Below are 15,512 nucleotides of genomic sequence, written 5' to 3' on the forward strand. Positions count from 1 at the left end.
CCATTGATGATCGACACGACATGGACAGTGAAGGGGGGCAGGGTCTTGGGCCCCGCCCCCTTTTTCATTGCCGGGATCGTCAACGTGACCCCGGATTCCTTCTATGACGGGGGGGCGCATGGTGTGGTCGGGAAGGCCGTGGCCCACGGGCTGACCCTGGCCCGCCAGGGCGCGCACATCCTCGACGTGGGCGGCGAGTCCACCCGGCCCTATGCCGAGACTGTTCCGGCAGAGGCCGAGATTGCGCGGGTGCTGCCGGTCATCGAGGGGCTGCTGGCGTCGGACGAGCTGTCAGGCGGGTCGGCCCCGGCCATTTCGGTGGACACCACCAAGGCCGTGGTTGCCGCCAGGGCGCTCGATGCCGGGGCGGTCATCCTCAACGACGTGTCCGCCTTTTCCTATGACCCGGCCCTGGCCGATGTCATTGCCCAGTACAGGCCCGGCTACGTGCTCATGCACAGTCTGGGCAGGCCAGGGACCATGCAGGATTCCCCGCGGTATGCGGATGTGGTGGACGAGGTCATGGCCTTTTTCGGGGAGAAGCTTGAGCGGCTCGACGCGCTGGGGCTGCCAGGGGACCGGATCGTGCTCGATCCGGGTATCGGGTTCGGCAAGACCCTTGAACACAACCTGACCATCCTGCGGGGCATTGAGCGGTTCAAAGCCTTTGGGCTGCCTGTGTTCATGGGGCTTTCCAACAAATCCCTGTGGCAGGGACTGCTCGGCCTGCCTGTTGACAGGCGGCAGAACGCCACCCAGGCGGCCACGGCGATCATGGCGGCGAAGGGCGTGCCCATCCACCGTGTTCATGAGGTGGAATCGACACGACAAACATTGACCATCGTTCATCAAATAGCGTAGTTAAAAATATGTTTGAACTTTTCGGGATGGAAATAACCTGGCGCGTCGTGCTCGATATCGGGCTCGTGGGCGTCATCTATTACAACATCATCCTGCTCGTGCGGGGAACCCGCGCCGCCGCCGTGCTCTACGGCATGGTGGTGGTGCTGATCATCTATTACTTCTCCGATCAGTTCAATCTGTACACCCTGAGCACCCTGCTGGGCGAGTTCCTCAGTTCCATCTTCCTCGTGGTGGTCATTCTTTTCAGGACAGACATCCGCAAGGCTCTGGCCAGCGTCGGCACCAAGCGTTTCTGGACCAAGTCCCAGGTTCGCGACGACACGCTGGAGCACCTGATCAACGCGGCCATGGATATGGCGCGCACTCATACCGGCGCCATCATTGTCATCGAGAAGAACATGCCCCTGGGCGATATCGTGGAGCGTGGCATCGAGATCGACGCCAAGGTCAACAAGGAACTGCTGTTGACGATTTTCTTTGCCGACACCCCCCTGCACGACGGTGCGGTCATCATCCGGCGCGACCGGCTCGTGGCCGCGGCCTGCATCCTGCCCCTGTCGTCCAAGCTGCGCGGCCAGCCCATGTACGGGACGAGGCATCGTGCGGCCCTGGGCATCAGCGAGGAATCGGACGCGGTCACCGTGGTCGTGTCCGAGGAACGGGGCGAGGTGTCCGTGGCCATGAACGGGCGTCTGACCACCAGCCTGGACGATGTCCGCCTCAGGCGCGTCCTGCGCAACGCTTTGGGACGGTAGGCATATGAAGAATTGGCAGACCATGCTGCTGGCCCTGGCGCTGGCGATATTCACCTGGTTCCTGGTCACCGGGCGCGAGGTCATCGAGACATGGGTCGAGATGCCTGTCATCATGACCAACCCGCCCGAAGGCATGATCATCGAAGAGGGCATGATCGAGAAGATTCAGGTCCGTCTGCGCGGCCCCAAGGGGCTTGTGGGCAGCCTGGCTTCGCAGACCCTGACCTATCCGCTTGACGTGAGCAAACTCTCCATAGGCCAGCAGGTGGTGGAGATCGACGCATCCAAGCTGCCTTTTTCGTCCACCTACGAGATCATCGAGGTCAGGCCGAACCGGCTCAAGCTGGTGGTGGACCGGCGCACGACCAAGACCATCCCCCTCGAGGCCGCCTGGTCCGGCCAGCTGAATCCGGATTACGTGCTGCGGGAGGTCCGTGCCACGCCGTCCGAGGTCGAGATCCGGGGGCCTGAGACCAAGCTGGGCAAGATCACGGCCACCAAGGTGGTGCTGCACGAGGACTTTCTCGAAAACGTCCCGGAGCAATGGGCCGAGGACGTGGGGGTCGAACTGCCCGACGAGATCAGGGCATCGCCCGGCAAGGTCCGGGTGGAGGCGTTCTTCAGCGCCAAGACGCGTGAGATATGGGTCAAGCTCCCTCTCTCTTACGATGAACCGCGCGGCTACGGGGTTGCCGTGGCGCAGGACTTCGTACGTCTGCTCATCGACGGCCCCATTGCCCTTTTTCGCAACAACGACTACCGGACCGGCATGGTTGCAACCCTCGTCTTCCCGGAGGACATGGCCGCAGGCCGGCATGAACTCGACTATCAGGTGGCACTGCCCGAGGGGTGTCAGTTGATGAGAAAGAATCCCGAGACCATCTCGATCACACTGACCAGGAAATAATCGCCGCTTTCGCGGCACGCTGGAGCATTCCATGAAGCAGAGGCTTTTCGGAACCGATGGCCTGCGCGGCCAGGGCAACATATTCCCCATGACCCCGGAGATCGCGCTCAAGCTCGGTCTGGCCGCCGGGCAGTACTTTCGCAACGGATCGGGCCGCAACCGGGTGGTCATCGGCAAGGACACGCGGCTTTCGGGCTATGTCTTCGAGACCGCGCTGACCTCCGGGCTGTGCGCCAACGGCATGGATGTCTTTCTGGTGGGCCCGCTGCCCACCCCGGCCATCTCGTTTCTGACGCGCAACATGCGCGCCGATCTCGGCGTGGTCATCTCGGCCAGCCACAACCCGTTCATGGACAACGGCATCAAATTCTTCGACCGCGAGGGGTTCAAGCTCCCCGACGAGGTGGAGGACGAGATCAGCGAACTGGTCATGGCCGAGCATCCCCGCTGGGAGTACCCTGCGCCCGAGGATATCGGCAAGGCGCATCGCATCGTGGACGCGCAGGGACGCTACATCGTCTATCTCAAGAACAGCTTTTCGCCCAGGTTGACCCTGGACGGCCTCAAGGTGGTCCTCGACTGTGCTCACGGCGCGGCCTACGGGGTGGCTCCCATGGTTCTGGAAGAGCTCGGGGCCACGGTCATCAAGATCGGTGTGAGTCCCGACGGGTTGAACATCAACCACAAGTGCGGCTCGCTCTATCCTGAGGTCGTCTCCAACATCGTGGTGGACGAGGGGGCCGACATCGGTATCGCCCTGGACGGAGACGCCGACCGGCTCATCGTCTGCGACGAGAAGGGGCGCATTCTCGACGGCGACCAGATCATGGCCCTGAGCGCTCTTGAGATGATGGAGAAGGGCAGGCTGCCGAAAAACATGCTCGTGTCCACGGTCATGAGCAACATGGCCCTGGAGCTGTTCATGCGGCAGCACGGCGGCACGCTGCTGCGCACTGCGGTGGGCGACCGCTATGTGGTCGAGGCCATGCGCCGCGAGGGGGCCAGGCTGGGCGGCGAGCAGTCGGGCCATCTGATTTTCATGGATCATTCCACCACGGGCGACGGACTCCTTGCCGCGCTGCAATTATTGCGTATAATGGTGGAAAAGGACAAGCCGCTCTCGGAGCTGGCTGGCCTGCTCGAACCCTTCCCCCAGATGTTGCGCAACGTCCATGTGGAGCGCAAGATCCCGTTTGCGCAGGCTCCCGGCCTCCAGGCCGAGGTGGCCCGCGTTGAACAGGCCCTGCACGGCAAGGGGCGCGTCCTCTTGCGCTATTCGGGCACCGAGGCCGTCTGCCGGGTCATGGTCGAGGGGCCGGACCTGGACACGGTGCAGCGGCACGTCATGGAACTGGTCGAGGCCTGCGAAAAGCATCTGCGGTAGATTCAAAGCACTTTCACGGAGGACTCCCATGGAAATCACAAAGGCCGTTATTCCCGTCGCTGGCTGGGGCACCCGCTCCCTTCCCGCAACCAAGAACGTTCCCAAGGAGATGCTGCCCATCTTCCGCAAGCCCATCGTCCAGTACATCGTGGAGGAGGGCATTGGCGCGGGCATCACGGACGTGGTCTTTGTCACCAACCAGAACAAGACCATCATCGAGGACCATTTCGACCGCAACTTCCTGCTGGAGCAGCTCCTGGCCCGCGCGGACAAGCTGGACATGCTGGAGGAGGTCCGCCGCGTGGCCGACATGGTCAACGTCATCGCCGTGCGCCAGAAGGAGCAGCTGGGCCTTGGCCACGCCGTGCTCACGGCCCGCGAGGTGTGCAAGAACGAGCCGTTCGCGGTCATGCTGGGCGACGATCTCATGTTCGGGCGCGACACCGGCATCGGCGAGCTGATCAAGGCCGCCAAGATCGAGAACAAGGCCGTGGTCGGCGTCATCGAGGTGCCGAAAAGCAAGGTCAGCAAATACGGCGTGATCAAGGGCACCGAGTTTGCCAAGGGCATGTACACGGTCTCAAGTCTGGTGGAGAAGCCCTCGGTGGAGCAGGCCCCGTCCAACCTCGCCATCATCGGGCGCTATGTCCTGCTGCCGGAGATTTTCGACATCCTCGAAGACCAGAAGGCGGGCGTGGGCGGCGAGATCCAGTTGACCGACGCCCTTCAGGGGCTGGCAGATCGCGACAAGCTCATCGCGGTCAAGCTCCAGGGGCAGCGTTTTGATGCTGGCGACTGGGTGGAATACCTGACGGCCAATATCTACTTCGCCCTCCAGGACGAGGAACTGCGCGACGAACTCGTCAAGCGGCTCCAGGAGTTGCTCTCTTGCCCAAGCTGATTTCGCTTTTCCTCGGATTCGCTCTTCTCGGCGGTTTTGCGCTCCCGGCAGCCGCCTTCACCCCGGACAACGGGGAGATTTCGCGGCTGATGCAGAGGCACTATGGCGGACTGACCTCGTGGGAGGCGGTCATGACCTTTCCCGAACAGCCCGGCGTGTCGGCCCATGTCTGGCACTCGCGCGGCAGATGGCGGCAGGAGTGGCAGGGGGAGGGCGCAGCCAGGGCCGTGGGCGTGAACGGGCGTGTTGTTGCGGCCTGCACCCAGCAGGGTTTTCCTCTTTCACCGCTTTTCGTCTGGCTGCCGCCCAGTCCGGTGGCCACCTGGCAATCCTGGGGCGTGGGCATCGCCAGCCGCAGCTTCGGGTTCTGCGGCGATGCGCCCTGCCTCATGCTCGGTGCCGAGCCGGGCGACGAGGTGTCGCCAGCCGTGCATCTGCACAACGAGAGCGGCACGCCGCTTCTGGTCCGCTACCGCAGCGGGCCAGGGGTGATCACGGTCCGCTTCGGCGAATACCGCACCGTGGGCGGATTCCAGGTGCCGCAGCGTCTGTCCGTCGATCTCGGCGGCACGACCCTGGAGGCCAGGGTGGAGTGGATCGCCGTCAATCGGGCTGACAGCGACTCTCTCTACGCCCTGGACACCCCTGATGTCGCGCCGTGTGCCGAGCCGCCTGCCCCCTTCGGGCTTTTGCGTGATTCATTCCGTACCCCGACCCTGGAGTAGGCCGCTGTCATGGCTGATCTCTGGCAGGTCACCCTCGTCAGTCCGCCGTATCAGGCGCTGACCTACGAGCGGCCCCGGTATTTTCCCGAAATCGGACCCGGCCAGCGGGTGATCGTCCCCCTTGGGCGGTCCCATCGTGTGGGCGTGGTCATCGGTCCGGCTGCCGAAGCGCCCCAGGGCGTGGTCATCAAACCCCTCATCTGGCCCCTGGAACCTGCCCCGCTGCTCGACAAGGGGTACATCGAGCTGGTCCACAATCTGGCCACCCGGCAGATGGCCCGGCCCGGGCGCATTCTCGAAACGCTGCTGCCGCGCGGCCTGCGCACGGCGGCGGTGGTCTTTCGCGTGGATCGCCACGTGGCCGACCGCCCCCTGCCGGGCACGGTCCGGCCCGCCGATCTCGCCCGGCTGCCCCTGGCGGACCGCGAGGCGCTCATGGAGCTGTGGCTTGCCGGGCGCATGCGCGTGCGCGTCAATATCAAGCGCGAGGAAGAGGAGCGGTTTGCCTCCCTTGTCTCGGACCCGCCCTGGGCCGTGCGCCCCAATGCCAAGCGGCAGATCAGGATTCTCGAACACCTGCTCGACAACGGGCCGCAGAGCCTCTTCTCCCTGCGCCACGCCCTGGGCGAGTGGGCCGTGACCACGGTGGCAAAGATGGAAGGCGTTGGGCTGGTCGCCCTGGGCGAGCTGACCGCGGACCGGCTGGCCGAGGTGGACGCCGGGCCAGGCCGGTGCCAGGGAATTGAACCGGCTGCCTTTGCCCTGACAGACGAGCAGCGCGTGGCCCTGGACGAACTGATTGTCACCATGGACGGCTCCGGCGGGGCGCATCTGGTCCACGGCGTGACCGGCAGCGGCAAGACCGTGCTCTATCTCGAACTGGTCCGCGCCTGTCTGGCGCGGGGCCGCTCGTCCATGCTGCTCGCGCCGGAGGTGGCCCTTTCGTGCAGACTCTTCCGCACGGTGGCCGAGCATTTCCCGCAGCAGCGCGTGGTCTTTTACCACGGTTACCAGAGCCCCATGAAGCGCGAGACAGCCTTTGTGGACGCGGCGCGCGGCGACGGGCCGGTGATCGTGATCGGCACGCGGTCCGCCCTGTTTCTGCCGGTACCCGACCTTGGACTGGTGGTGCTTGACGAGGAACACGACGAATCCTTCAAGCAGGAGGAGCGGCTCTCCTACCACGCCAAGGAAGTGGCCTGGTTCCGCGTGGAGCGCAGCGGCGGTCTCCTGGTGCTTGGCTCGGCCACGCCGGATGTGAAGACCTTTCACGCCGCCCGGACCGGGGCCATCGCGGTCTCGACCCTGACCCGGCGCGTGGGCGAAAGCGTGCTGCCCGCCGTGGAGCTGGTGGATATCTCGGCCATGGCCGGTTCGGCCCAGCCCTTTGCGCCCGCCACCATCGAGGCTGTCAGGCAGACCGTGGCCGAGGGGCATCAGGTCATCGTCATGCTCAACCGGCGGGGCTATGCGCCGCTCATGTACTGCCTCGACTGCGCCGAGACCGTGCGCTGCCCGGAGTGCGAGGTGGGCATGACCTACCACAAGGGGCGCGAGCGGGTCATCTGTCACTACTGCGGCCTTTCGCATTCCTATCCGCTGTTGTGCGCCAAGTGCGGCGGCGGCAACTTCGTGCCCATGGGGGATGGGACCGAGCGGCTTGAGGAGTACCTAGGCGAACTGCTGCCCGACGGGGTTACGGTGCTGCGGCTCGACCGCGACGCCACCCGGCGGCAGGAGCGCATGGAGGAAATCCTCGGTGCCTTTGACCGGGGCGAGGCCCAGGTGCTGGTGGGCACGCAGATGATCTCCAAGGGACACCATTTCCCCGGAGTGACGCTGGTGGTGGTGGCGGACGGCGACCTCGGCCTGAGCCTGCCCGATTACCGCTCCACGGAGCGGACCTTCCAACTGCTGGTGCAGGTGGCCGGGCGGGCAGGGCGCGGCGATGATCCGGGCCGGGTGCTCATCCAGACCCGCAACCCCGGCCATCCCATCTGGCGCGATGTGCTTTCCGGCGATTACCCGGCGTTTTTCGAGCGCGAGATCGGGCGGCGCAGACTCTTCGGCTACCCGCCGTTTTCCAGGCTCGCCCTGGTGCGCATCAGCCATCCGGCGGACTACGCCGACGGACCCGCCGCCCTGGAGCTTTTTGCCAAGGTGCTGTCGGAAAAAGCGTCCGGCCTGGGCATTGTGGCCCTTGGTCCGGCCCCGGCTCCCTTTGGCATGCTGCGCGGCAGGAAGCGGTTCAACTGCCTGTTCAAGGGCGACGACTGGGGCCGTGTGCGGACCCTGTACGCGCATCTGGTCCAGGCCAATCCCTGTCCGGACAAGATTCGTCTGGGGCTCGACCTGGACCCGCTGACCACCCTGTGACGCGCCTCGACAACCGGTGCGGTTTGCGGCTACAGTGGGTCACTCCATCGCCAATAAAGAGAGTCTTTGCATGAAAATACTGCCCTATTGCCTGCTCGGTCTGTGCCTTGCCCTGGTCTGGACCGGGTCTGCTTCGGCCCAGGCCTCCAAGGTCGGCTTTGTCAATCCCCAGCGCATCATCAACGAGTCCAAGGTCGGACGCATCGCCCAGGAGGATCTGGCCCGGCTCGGCAAGGAGAAGGACCGCCGCGTGCGCGAATCCCTGCAACGGCTGGACGCCATCAAGGCGGAACTGGGAAAAGGCACTCTGTCGGTTTCCGAGGAGCAGGCCAGTGAGCGGAGCCTGCGGCTGGCCGCCCGCGAATACGAGACCCTGGTGGAGGAGAGCAACGCGGACATCCAGTCCGAGGAGCGGCAGTTGATCCAATTCGTCATGCGCCGGGCCGACTCCATCCTGCGCCGCATCGCCGAGGAGATGGGGTTCACCATGATCCTCACTGATCCGGAGATCATCGGCTATGTGGCCAGTTCCATGGACATCACGGACCGTGTCATCACCGAACTCAACAGCATGATATAGACGGTACCCAATGCGAAAGACGTGCATCCTCTCCCTGACGGCCCTGTGCCTGCTGCTGGTGACGGCGGCGACAGCCGCGGCCTTTGGCGAAATCCGCTACCCGGACCGCCCGCTCAACCTGCGCTCCGCCCGATCGGCCCAATCCCAATGGGTGGGCAGCCTGCATCCCGGTCAGAAGGTCCGGATCTCCTTCATGAAGGACGGCTGGGTGGCCGTGTTCGAGCCGGGCGAGACCCGGGCCGACGAGGCCTTTGCCGTGGGCTATTCCAACGTCAAATTCCTGCTTCCCAAGCCCACGCGGGTGGAGCCGGAAACCTGGGGCGAACTCATGGTCACCCCGCGCACGCTCAACATCCGCGACGGCGCGTCGGTCGGCTCCCGGCTTGTGGGCAACCTGGAGGCCATGGAGCGCGTCAAGGTGGATTTTCCCGAAGGCGATTGGATCATGGTCTTTCATCCCGACGCCACCATCCGCTCCCAGATGAACGCGCGCGGCTACTGCTCGGCCAAGTATTTCGAGCCGGCGGCGCAGGCCGCTTTGGTCCCGGACGAGCGTCAGCAGACTGTTTCGGGCAGGGATGAAGCACAGCAGGCTGCACCCATGCCCATTGAGGACGACTCGACGAGCGTGAGCGGGGCCGCCGAGGTGCGGGCAGCGGTGCAGCCGCCCCAGCCGGCTGTTGCGGTCGAGGAGCCAACCCCGTCGTCATCTTCCGGCGACTGGGGCAAGACCGTCACCCTGCAATCGGATGTCAACCTGCGCACCGAGCGCACGTCCGGATCGGTCCAGGTGCGCACCCTCAAGGCGGGTGAAAGGGTGCGTGTGGATTTCCTGAAGAACGGCTGGTACGCGGTGTTTGAGGAAAACGAGGTGCTGCGCAGTGAAAACCGCGCCCTGGGCTATGCCCTGCGCGGCCTGATCGAGGGCGAGGATGTCGGTCAGAACGCCGCTTCCCCGGAACCCGTCGCGCCCGTGGCCCCTGAGGCGAAGACAGCGCCGCCGCAGCCCGCCCAGTCGCCGCAGCCCGCCCAGCCGATGGTCGTCCAGGAGTCAGGCAAGCAGACCATGGTCATCGACCGGTCCAAGTTTGCGGGCAGCAAGAGGCCCGATCCGTCGCCCAACAAGACCGCCCACGGCTATCAGTACCGATTGCTCGAAAAATCCGAGACCAAGAAATACGGCGTGACCTGGATCACCCTCAAGATATTCTTGTCCACGACCAAGCTGCCCGAGGCCACCCAGCTCAAGGATTTCTGCACCACCCTGTGGAGCGAGCACCGCCGGGCCACGCGCAACCTCGTGGTCCTCGTGTATCTGCCGGGCATGGATACGGACGATCTCGCCTACGGCGTGGTCACCTTCGACGACAAGGCCATGCTCGAATTATGGGTCAGACAGGTGGCTCTGTTCGGAACGAAGTTCCTCTGAGCGCACCCGCCAGCGGACCAAACGGAAAAAGAAAGGCGCGGCTGTGCATACAAGCCGCGCCTTTTCTCTTACATCATTTCCCGTTCGACAAAGAGGGGGATGGTCTTTTTCAGGGCGGTGCGCAGGGCTGCGGGCCGCTTCTTGGGTGCGCCGTTCTTGGCCGGGATCATGTAGAGCCCCCGGCAGCTGAGGCATTCCCAGTGGTTCTCGCGCTGCTGGAGGTTGACGAGCAGTCCCTCACGGTCATAGCAGACCTGGCAGTAGGGGCCTTTTTTCTCATCCCCGTCCGCGAGCCAGTATTTCTGGCCGTCAAACCGCACCTTTTCCGCCAGATCAAGGACCGCCGCCACTTCTTGGAGCTGGGTCTTGAGGGCTTCGTTTTCCTCGCACACGGCCAGGAATTCGTCCTGGAGGCTTTTCAGGACGGCCTCGGCCTCCCTGAATTTGCCCTCGCGGCAAAGGAGCAGGGTGCGCTTGAATCCGGTAGCCTGGAACAGTGTCGATGACATGGAGCACTTCTCCGGTTGGTTATTCTCTTACGGCTTCCTTATCGGCCACGTTGCACAGGCACTTTAGGATGCATCTGTCGATTTTTACATGTTGGTTGATACGGTGGCATCGCGTCTTTACATGCCGGTTGGTTTGGCATAGGGTTCTGGCAGCTAGGGGTGCCTCGTCGAGGCTGAGATGGGCGTTTGCCTGACCCTTTGAACCTGATGCGGGTAATCCTGCCGTAGGGAAGCTGCAGTAAATCTGTGTTTTTACCAGTATGCGCTTGTCCCTTCATGGCAGGCGCATTTTTGTTTTTTGTTGCCGGACGGCGCGAGGGAGCAGGGCATGATTGTCATGGTCAATGGAAAGGAAATGGAGATCGCCCCGGAGCAGACCGTGCTCGGCCTGCTTAACGCCATGAGCGTTGCGCCGGACACGGTGGTGGTCGAGTGCAATGGCGGGATTGTCCCATCAGCCGCATTTGCCCGGACCGGTTTGAGTGACGGCGATCATCTTGAAGTGCTGCGCTTTGTGGGCGGCGGCTAGACAGGAGAGGGCAATGACAAGCGACGGATTTGAAATAGGCGGCGCGACCCTTGAGAGCCGGTTGTTCACCGGCACCGGGAAATACGCAGACGACTCGGTCATCCCGGAGGTCTGTACGGCCTCGGGTTCGCAGGTGGTCACCGTGGCCCTGCGCCGGGTGGACCTTGACTCGGCCACGGGCAATGTCATGGACTGCATCCCCAAGCACATGCGGCTGTTGCCCAACACTTCAGGCGCCAGGACCGCCGACGAGGCGGTGCGCATCGCCCGGCTGGCACGGGCTATGGGCTGCGGCGACTGGGTCAAGGTCGAGGTCATCTCCGACAACCGCTACCTCCTGCCCGACGGCTACGAGACGTGCCGGGCCACGGAGATTCTCGCCTCCGAAGGGTTCGTGGTCCTGCCCTACATCAACGCGGACCTGTATGTGGCCCGCAGTCTGGCCGATGCCGGGGCCGCGGCGATCATGCCCCTTGGCGCGCCCATCGGCACCAACCGGGGGCTCAGAACCCGCGAGATGATCCGCATCCTCATCGAGGAGATGGACCTACCGGTCATCGTGGACGCGGGCATTGGCCGCCCCTCCGAGGCGTGCGAGGCCATGGAGATGGGCGCGGCGGCCTGTCTCGTGAACACGGCCATTGCCACGGCAGGCGATCCGGTGACCATGGCCCGTGCCTTTGGCCGGGCGGTCCGGGCCGGGCGCGAGGCATATCTGGCGGGCCTTGGCGCGTCACGCGGCCTGGCCTCGGCCTCGTCGCCGCTGACAGGCTTCCTGGGCGAGGCGCAATCATGAGTTTCTACGCCCAGTGCGCGCAGTATGGGGCCATGCCTCTGGCCGGACGGTTTGCCGCCGTCACCGGCGACGACGTGCGCCGCGTCCTGGCCGGGCCATGCCGCGCGCCCGGCGATCTGCTGGCCCTGCTCAGCCCGGCTGCCACGCCGTTTCTGGAGGAAATGGCCGGGCAGGCCAGCCAATTGACGCTCCAGCATTTCGGCAGGACCATCCAGCTGTTCACGCCGCTCTATCTCTCCAATCACTGCGCCAACCACTGCGTTTACTGCGGGTTCAACGCCACCAACGTCATCCCGCGCTCCCAGCTCACGCTGGAACAGGTGGAGATCGAGGCCAGGGCCATCGCGGCCACCGGCCTGCGCCAGCTGCTCATCCTCACGGGCGAGTCGCGGGCCAAGGCGTCGCCCGAGTACCTGGAGGCATGCCTTGGCGTGCTGCGTCGCCATTTTCCTTCTGTCTCCATAGAAATATACGCCATGGAACAGGACGAATACGAGCGCATGATCCGGGCCGGGATCGACGGCCTGACCCTGTTTCAGGAGACCTACGACGAAGTGTTGTATGCACAGCTCCACCCGCGCGGTCCCAAACGCGACTACCGCTTTCGGCTCGACGCGCCGGAGCGGGGGTGCCGGGCCGGGATGCGCGTGGTCAACATCGGCGCGCTGCTCGGTCTTGGCGACTGGCGCAAGGACGCCTTGCTGACCGGCCTGCACGCCGCCTATCTGCAACGGAAATATCCCGAGGTGGACATCGCCGTGTCCCTGCCGCGCATGCGGCCCCACGCGGGTGCGTTCCAGCCCGCGTCTCTCGTCTCTGATGCCGATCTGGTCCAGATCATGCTCGCCTTCCGGCTCTTCCTGCCCCGCCTGGGCATCACCATCTCCACCCGCGAGACGGCCCGGCTGCGCGACAACCTGCTGCCGCTGGGCGTCACGCGCATGTCCGCCGGGGTGTCCACCGCCGTGGGCGGCCACTCGCAGGAAGGCGACAAGGTGGGCCAGTTCGAGATCAGCGACGACCGTAGCGTGGACGCGATGTGCGCCATGCTCAAGGCGCGCGGCTTCCAGCCCGTGTTTGCCGACTGGCAGCCCCCGGCGGACCGCCCTGTGGCCTGGCAGCGGGCCGATCGGCGGCAGGGATGCGCGCCATGAACGCCGCCGAGCAAGGCATCGCGGTCCATCTGGGCGCGGCGCGGCTGCGTCATCTCCAGTCCGTGACCGTGGGCATCGCCGGGGTCGGGGGGCTGGGCAGCAACTGCGCCATGCTCCTGGCGCGCAGCGGGTTCAAGCGGTTCGTGCTGGTCGATTTCGACTGCGTGGACGGCTCGAACCTCAACCGGCAAACGTATGGCGCGGACCAGATCGGCCAGCTCAAGGTGACGGCCCTGTCGCACAACCTGCTGGCCGTGAATCCGGACCTGTGCATCGACCCGCGCACCGTGCGCGTCACGCCTGAGAGCATGGAGGCCGTGTTCGCGGGGTGCGACGCGGTGGTCGAGGCCTTTGACGATCCGCAGTGCAAGCGTGCGCTGGTGGAAGCGCTGGTCCCCACAGGCGTGCTGGTGGTGGCTGCGTCCGGCATCGGTGGCCACGGCAATGCGGACGCCATTGTCACCCGCCGGGTGCGCGACAATTTCATCATGATCGGGGACATGGAGACCGAATGCTCCGCAGAGCACCCGCCGCTTGCGCCGCGCGTGGCCCTGGCCGCCGCCAAGCAGGCGGACGCGGTGCTGAGTCATTTTCTCAACATATTCAACGGGCAAGGAGGCGCATGATGGGCGCGCGAGAAATCACCCGTCAGTCCATTCTGGACACCGACATCTATTGCCTGACCGCCGAGAAGTTCTCGCGCGGCAGGAGCAACGTCGAGGTGGTCCGGGCCATGCTCAATCATGGCATCCGGCTTGTCCAGTATCGCGAGAAGGACAAGAAAATGGGTTCCAAGTACGAGGAATGTCTCGAAATCCGCCGCATGACCCGCGAGGCCGGGGCCGCCTTCGTGGTCAACGACGACATCGACCTTGCCGTGCTGGTGGGGGCGGACGGCGTGCATATCGGCCAGGAGGATTTGCCGGTGGAGGCCGTGCGCCGTTTGGTGGGCGAGGGCATGGCCATCGGCCTGTCCACACACTCGCCCGAGGAGGCGCTGGCCGCCGTGCAGCGCGGGGCCGACTACATCGGCGTGGGGCCGATCTTTCGCACCTTTACCAAGGAGGATGTCTGCGACCCCGTGGGCTACGAATATCTGGAATACGTGGCCCGCGAAATCGACATCCCCTTTGTCGCCATCGGCGGCATCAAGCGGCACAACGTGGCCGAGGTGGTGCGCCGTGGAGCGCGCTGCGTGGCCCTGATCACGGAAATAGTCGAGGCCGACGACATCGGCACCGCAATCAGCGAACTGCGTGAGGCCATGCAGTCCGCCAAGGAGCAATCATGAAATACACGACCCAGATGGACGCGGCCCGCAAGGGCATCGTCACCCCCCAGATTGAGACCGTGGCCCGCAAGGAGAACATGCGCGTGGAGGATCTCATGGAGCGCATGGCCCGCGGCGCGGTGATCATCCCGGCCAATCGCAACCACGTCAATCTCGACCCCGAGGGCGTGGGCGAGGGCATGCGCATCAAGATCAACGTCAACCTCGGCATTTCCAAGGATTGCAGTGCCATCGAGCCGGAACTGGACAAGGTGCGCGCCGCGCTCGACCTCAAGGCCGAGGCCATCATGGACCTGAGCTGCTACGGCAAGACCCAGGAGTTTCGCAAACGGCTGGTGGAGATGTCCCCGGCCATGATCGGCACCGTGCCCATCTACGACGCCGTGGGCTTCTACGACAAGAACCTTCAGGACATCACGGTGGACGAGTTCTTTGACGTGGTCCGCAAGCACGTCGAGGACGGCGTTGACTTCCTGACCATCCACTGCGGCCTGAACCGGCACACTGCCGAGAAGATCAAAAAGGCCAAGCGGCTGACCAACATCGTCTCGCGCGGCGGTTCCCTGCTCTTCACCTGGATGGAGATCAACCAGGCCGAGAACCCGTTCTATGAGCACTTCGACCGGCTGCTTGACATCTGCGAGGAGTACGACGTGACCCTGAGCCTTGGCGATGGCTGCCGCCCCGGCTGCCTGCACGACGCCACGGACGCCTGCCAGGTGGAGGAACTGATCACCCTGGGCGAGCTGACCAAACGCGCCTGGGAGCGCAACGTCCAGGTCATGATCGAGGGGCCGGGCCACATGGCCATGAACGAGATACCGGGCAACATGATGATGGAAAAACGGCTCTGCCACGGTGCGCCGTTCTACGTCCTCGGCCCGCTGGTCACGGACGTGGCTCCGGGCTACGACCATATCACCGCGGCCATCGGCGGGGCCATCGCGGGCATGTCCGGTGCGGACTTCCTGTGCTACGTCACCCCGGCGGAGCACCTGCGCCTGCCCACGCTGGACGACATGAAGGAAGGCATCATCGCCACCCGCATTGCGGCCCACGCGGCGGACGTGGCCAAGGGCTACCCCGGCGCGCGCGCCTGGGACGACTCCATGAGCAAGGCCCGCGCCGCCCTCGACTGGCCCGGCATGTTCGACCTGGCCATGGACCCGGTCAAGCCGCGCCAGTATCGCGAATCCTCCAAGCCGGAACACGAGGACTCCTGCACCATGTGCGGCAAGATGTGCGCCGTGCGCAACATGAACCGCATCCTTGAGGGCAAGGATATTCAGCTGGACGATTGATCCGGTTCAGG

Annotated in this window: 16 protein-coding genes and 1 riboswitch; of the genes, 15 read left to right on the top strand and 1 reads right to left on the bottom strand. The window is 64.7% G+C overall.

The features are described from left to right. Nucleotides 1-6: 6 nt before the first annotated feature. From folP to DAES_RS06350, 9 genes are all read left to right on the top strand, one after another. On the top strand, nt 7-861 hold the full coding sequence (gene folP / locus DAES_RS06310) for a dihydropteroate synthase (RefSeq protein WP_013514201.1): 855 nt from the start codon (nt 7-9) through the stop codon (nt 859-861). Between the two features lie 8 nt (nt 862-869). Beyond that, complete coding sequence (gene cdaA / locus DAES_RS06315) at nt 870-1,619, top strand: diadenylate cyclase CdaA (RefSeq protein WP_013514202.1); 750 nt, start codon at nt 870-872, stop codon at nt 1,617-1,619. 4 nt (nt 1,620-1,623) lie between these two features. After that, nucleotides 1,624-2,526 (top strand): CdaR family protein, encoded by a 903-nt coding sequence (locus DAES_RS06320; RefSeq protein ID WP_013514203.1) that lies wholly within the window; start codon nt 1,624-1,626, stop codon nt 2,524-2,526. 31 nt (nt 2,527-2,557) lie between these two features. Continuing rightward, nucleotides 2,558-3,910 carry a phosphoglucosamine mutase gene (gene glmM / locus DAES_RS06325; RefSeq protein ID WP_013514204.1) on the top strand — a complete coding sequence of 451 codons (1,353 nt, stop codon included), beginning with the start codon at nt 2,558-2,560 and terminating at the stop codon, nt 3,908-3,910. Between the two features lie 28 nt (nt 3,911-3,938). Continuing rightward, complete coding sequence (galU, locus tag DAES_RS06330; protein ID WP_013514205.1) at nt 3,939-4,811, top strand: UTP--glucose-1-phosphate uridylyltransferase GalU; 873 nt, start codon at nt 3,939-3,941, stop codon at nt 4,809-4,811. Further along, complete coding sequence (locus DAES_RS06335) at nt 4,799-5,536, top strand: hypothetical protein (RefSeq protein ID WP_013514206.1); 738 nt, start codon at nt 4,799-4,801, stop codon at nt 5,534-5,536. The genes galU and DAES_RS06335 overlap by 13 nt, the downstream gene beginning before the upstream one ends. Before the next feature lie 9 nt (nt 5,537-5,545). Continuing rightward, the gene (gene priA / locus DAES_RS06340; RefSeq protein ID WP_013514207.1) at nt 5,546-7,912 is read left to right on the top strand and encodes a replication restart helicase PriA; all 2,367 of its coding nucleotides are present in this window, start codon (nt 5,546-5,548) and stop codon (nt 7,910-7,912) included. A gap of 70 nt (nt 7,913-7,982) precedes the next feature. Then, entirely contained in the window at nt 7,983-8,492 is a 510-nt protein-coding gene (locus DAES_RS06345; protein WP_013514208.1) for an OmpH family outer membrane protein, read from the top strand. Between the two features lie 10 nt (nt 8,493-8,502). Next, nucleotides 8,503-9,921, top strand: a complete 1,419-nt coding sequence (locus tag DAES_RS06350; protein WP_013514209.1) for an SH3 type 3 domain-containing protein — start codon at nt 8,503-8,505, stop codon at nt 9,919-9,921. A gap of 68 nt (nt 9,922-9,989) precedes the next feature. On the opposite strand, the gene DAES_RS16920 is transcribed toward DAES_RS06350, so the two are convergent. Continuing rightward, nucleotides 9,990-10,430 (bottom strand): hypothetical protein, encoded by a 441-nt coding sequence (locus DAES_RS16920; protein WP_013514210.1) that lies wholly within the window; start codon nt 10,428-10,430, stop codon nt 9,990-9,992. 145 nt (nt 10,431-10,575) lie between these two features. Continuing rightward, nucleotides 10,576-10,678, top strand: a riboswitch (TPP riboswitch). Between the two features lie 80 nt (nt 10,679-10,758). Between DAES_RS16920 and thiS the strand changes: the two genes are divergently transcribed. From thiS to thiC, 6 genes are read left to right on the top strand one after another with little or no spacing between them, the layout of a single operon-like run. Then, entirely contained in the window at nt 10,759-10,959 is a 201-nt protein-coding gene (thiS, locus tag DAES_RS06360; RefSeq protein WP_013514211.1) for a sulfur carrier protein ThiS, read from the top strand. Nucleotides 10,960-10,972: 13 nt separating this feature from the next. Continuing rightward, nucleotides 10,973-11,755, top strand: coding sequence for a thiazole synthase (locus DAES_RS06365; RefSeq protein ID WP_013514212.1), 783 nt, complete (start codon nt 10,973-10,975; stop codon nt 11,753-11,755). Next, nucleotides 11,752-12,909: a 2-iminoacetate synthase ThiH gene (gene thiH, locus DAES_RS06370; protein WP_013514213.1), complete on the top strand. Its 1,158-nt coding sequence runs from the start codon at nt 11,752-11,754 to the stop codon at nt 12,907-12,909. Before DAES_RS06365 ends, thiH begins: the two co-directional genes overlap by 4 nt. Next, nucleotides 12,897-13,535 carry a sulfur carrier protein ThiS adenylyltransferase ThiF gene (thiF, locus tag DAES_RS06375; RefSeq protein WP_236608474.1) on the top strand — a complete coding sequence of 213 codons (639 nt, stop codon included), beginning with the start codon at nt 12,897-12,899 and terminating at the stop codon, nt 13,533-13,535. The genes thiH and thiF overlap by 13 nt, the downstream gene beginning before the upstream one ends. After that, nucleotides 13,535-14,200 carry a thiamine phosphate synthase gene (thiE, locus tag DAES_RS06380; protein ID WP_013514215.1) on the top strand — a complete coding sequence of 222 codons (666 nt, stop codon included), beginning with the start codon at nt 13,535-13,537 and terminating at the stop codon, nt 14,198-14,200. Before thiF ends, thiE begins: the two co-directional genes overlap by 1 nt. After that, a complete protein-coding gene (gene thiC / locus DAES_RS06385; RefSeq protein WP_013514216.1) occupies nt 14,197-15,501 on the top strand; it encodes a phosphomethylpyrimidine synthase ThiC in 1,305 nt (434 codons plus the stop codon). The genes thiE and thiC overlap by 4 nt, the downstream gene beginning before the upstream one ends. The last annotated feature ends 11 nt before the right edge of the window (nt 15,502-15,512 follow it).

The organism is Pseudodesulfovibrio aespoeensis Aspo-2 (genome assembly GCF_000176915.2).
GTDB classification, from domain to species: domain Bacteria; phylum Desulfobacterota; class Desulfovibrionia; order Desulfovibrionales; family Desulfovibrionaceae; genus Pseudodesulfovibrio; species Pseudodesulfovibrio aespoeensis.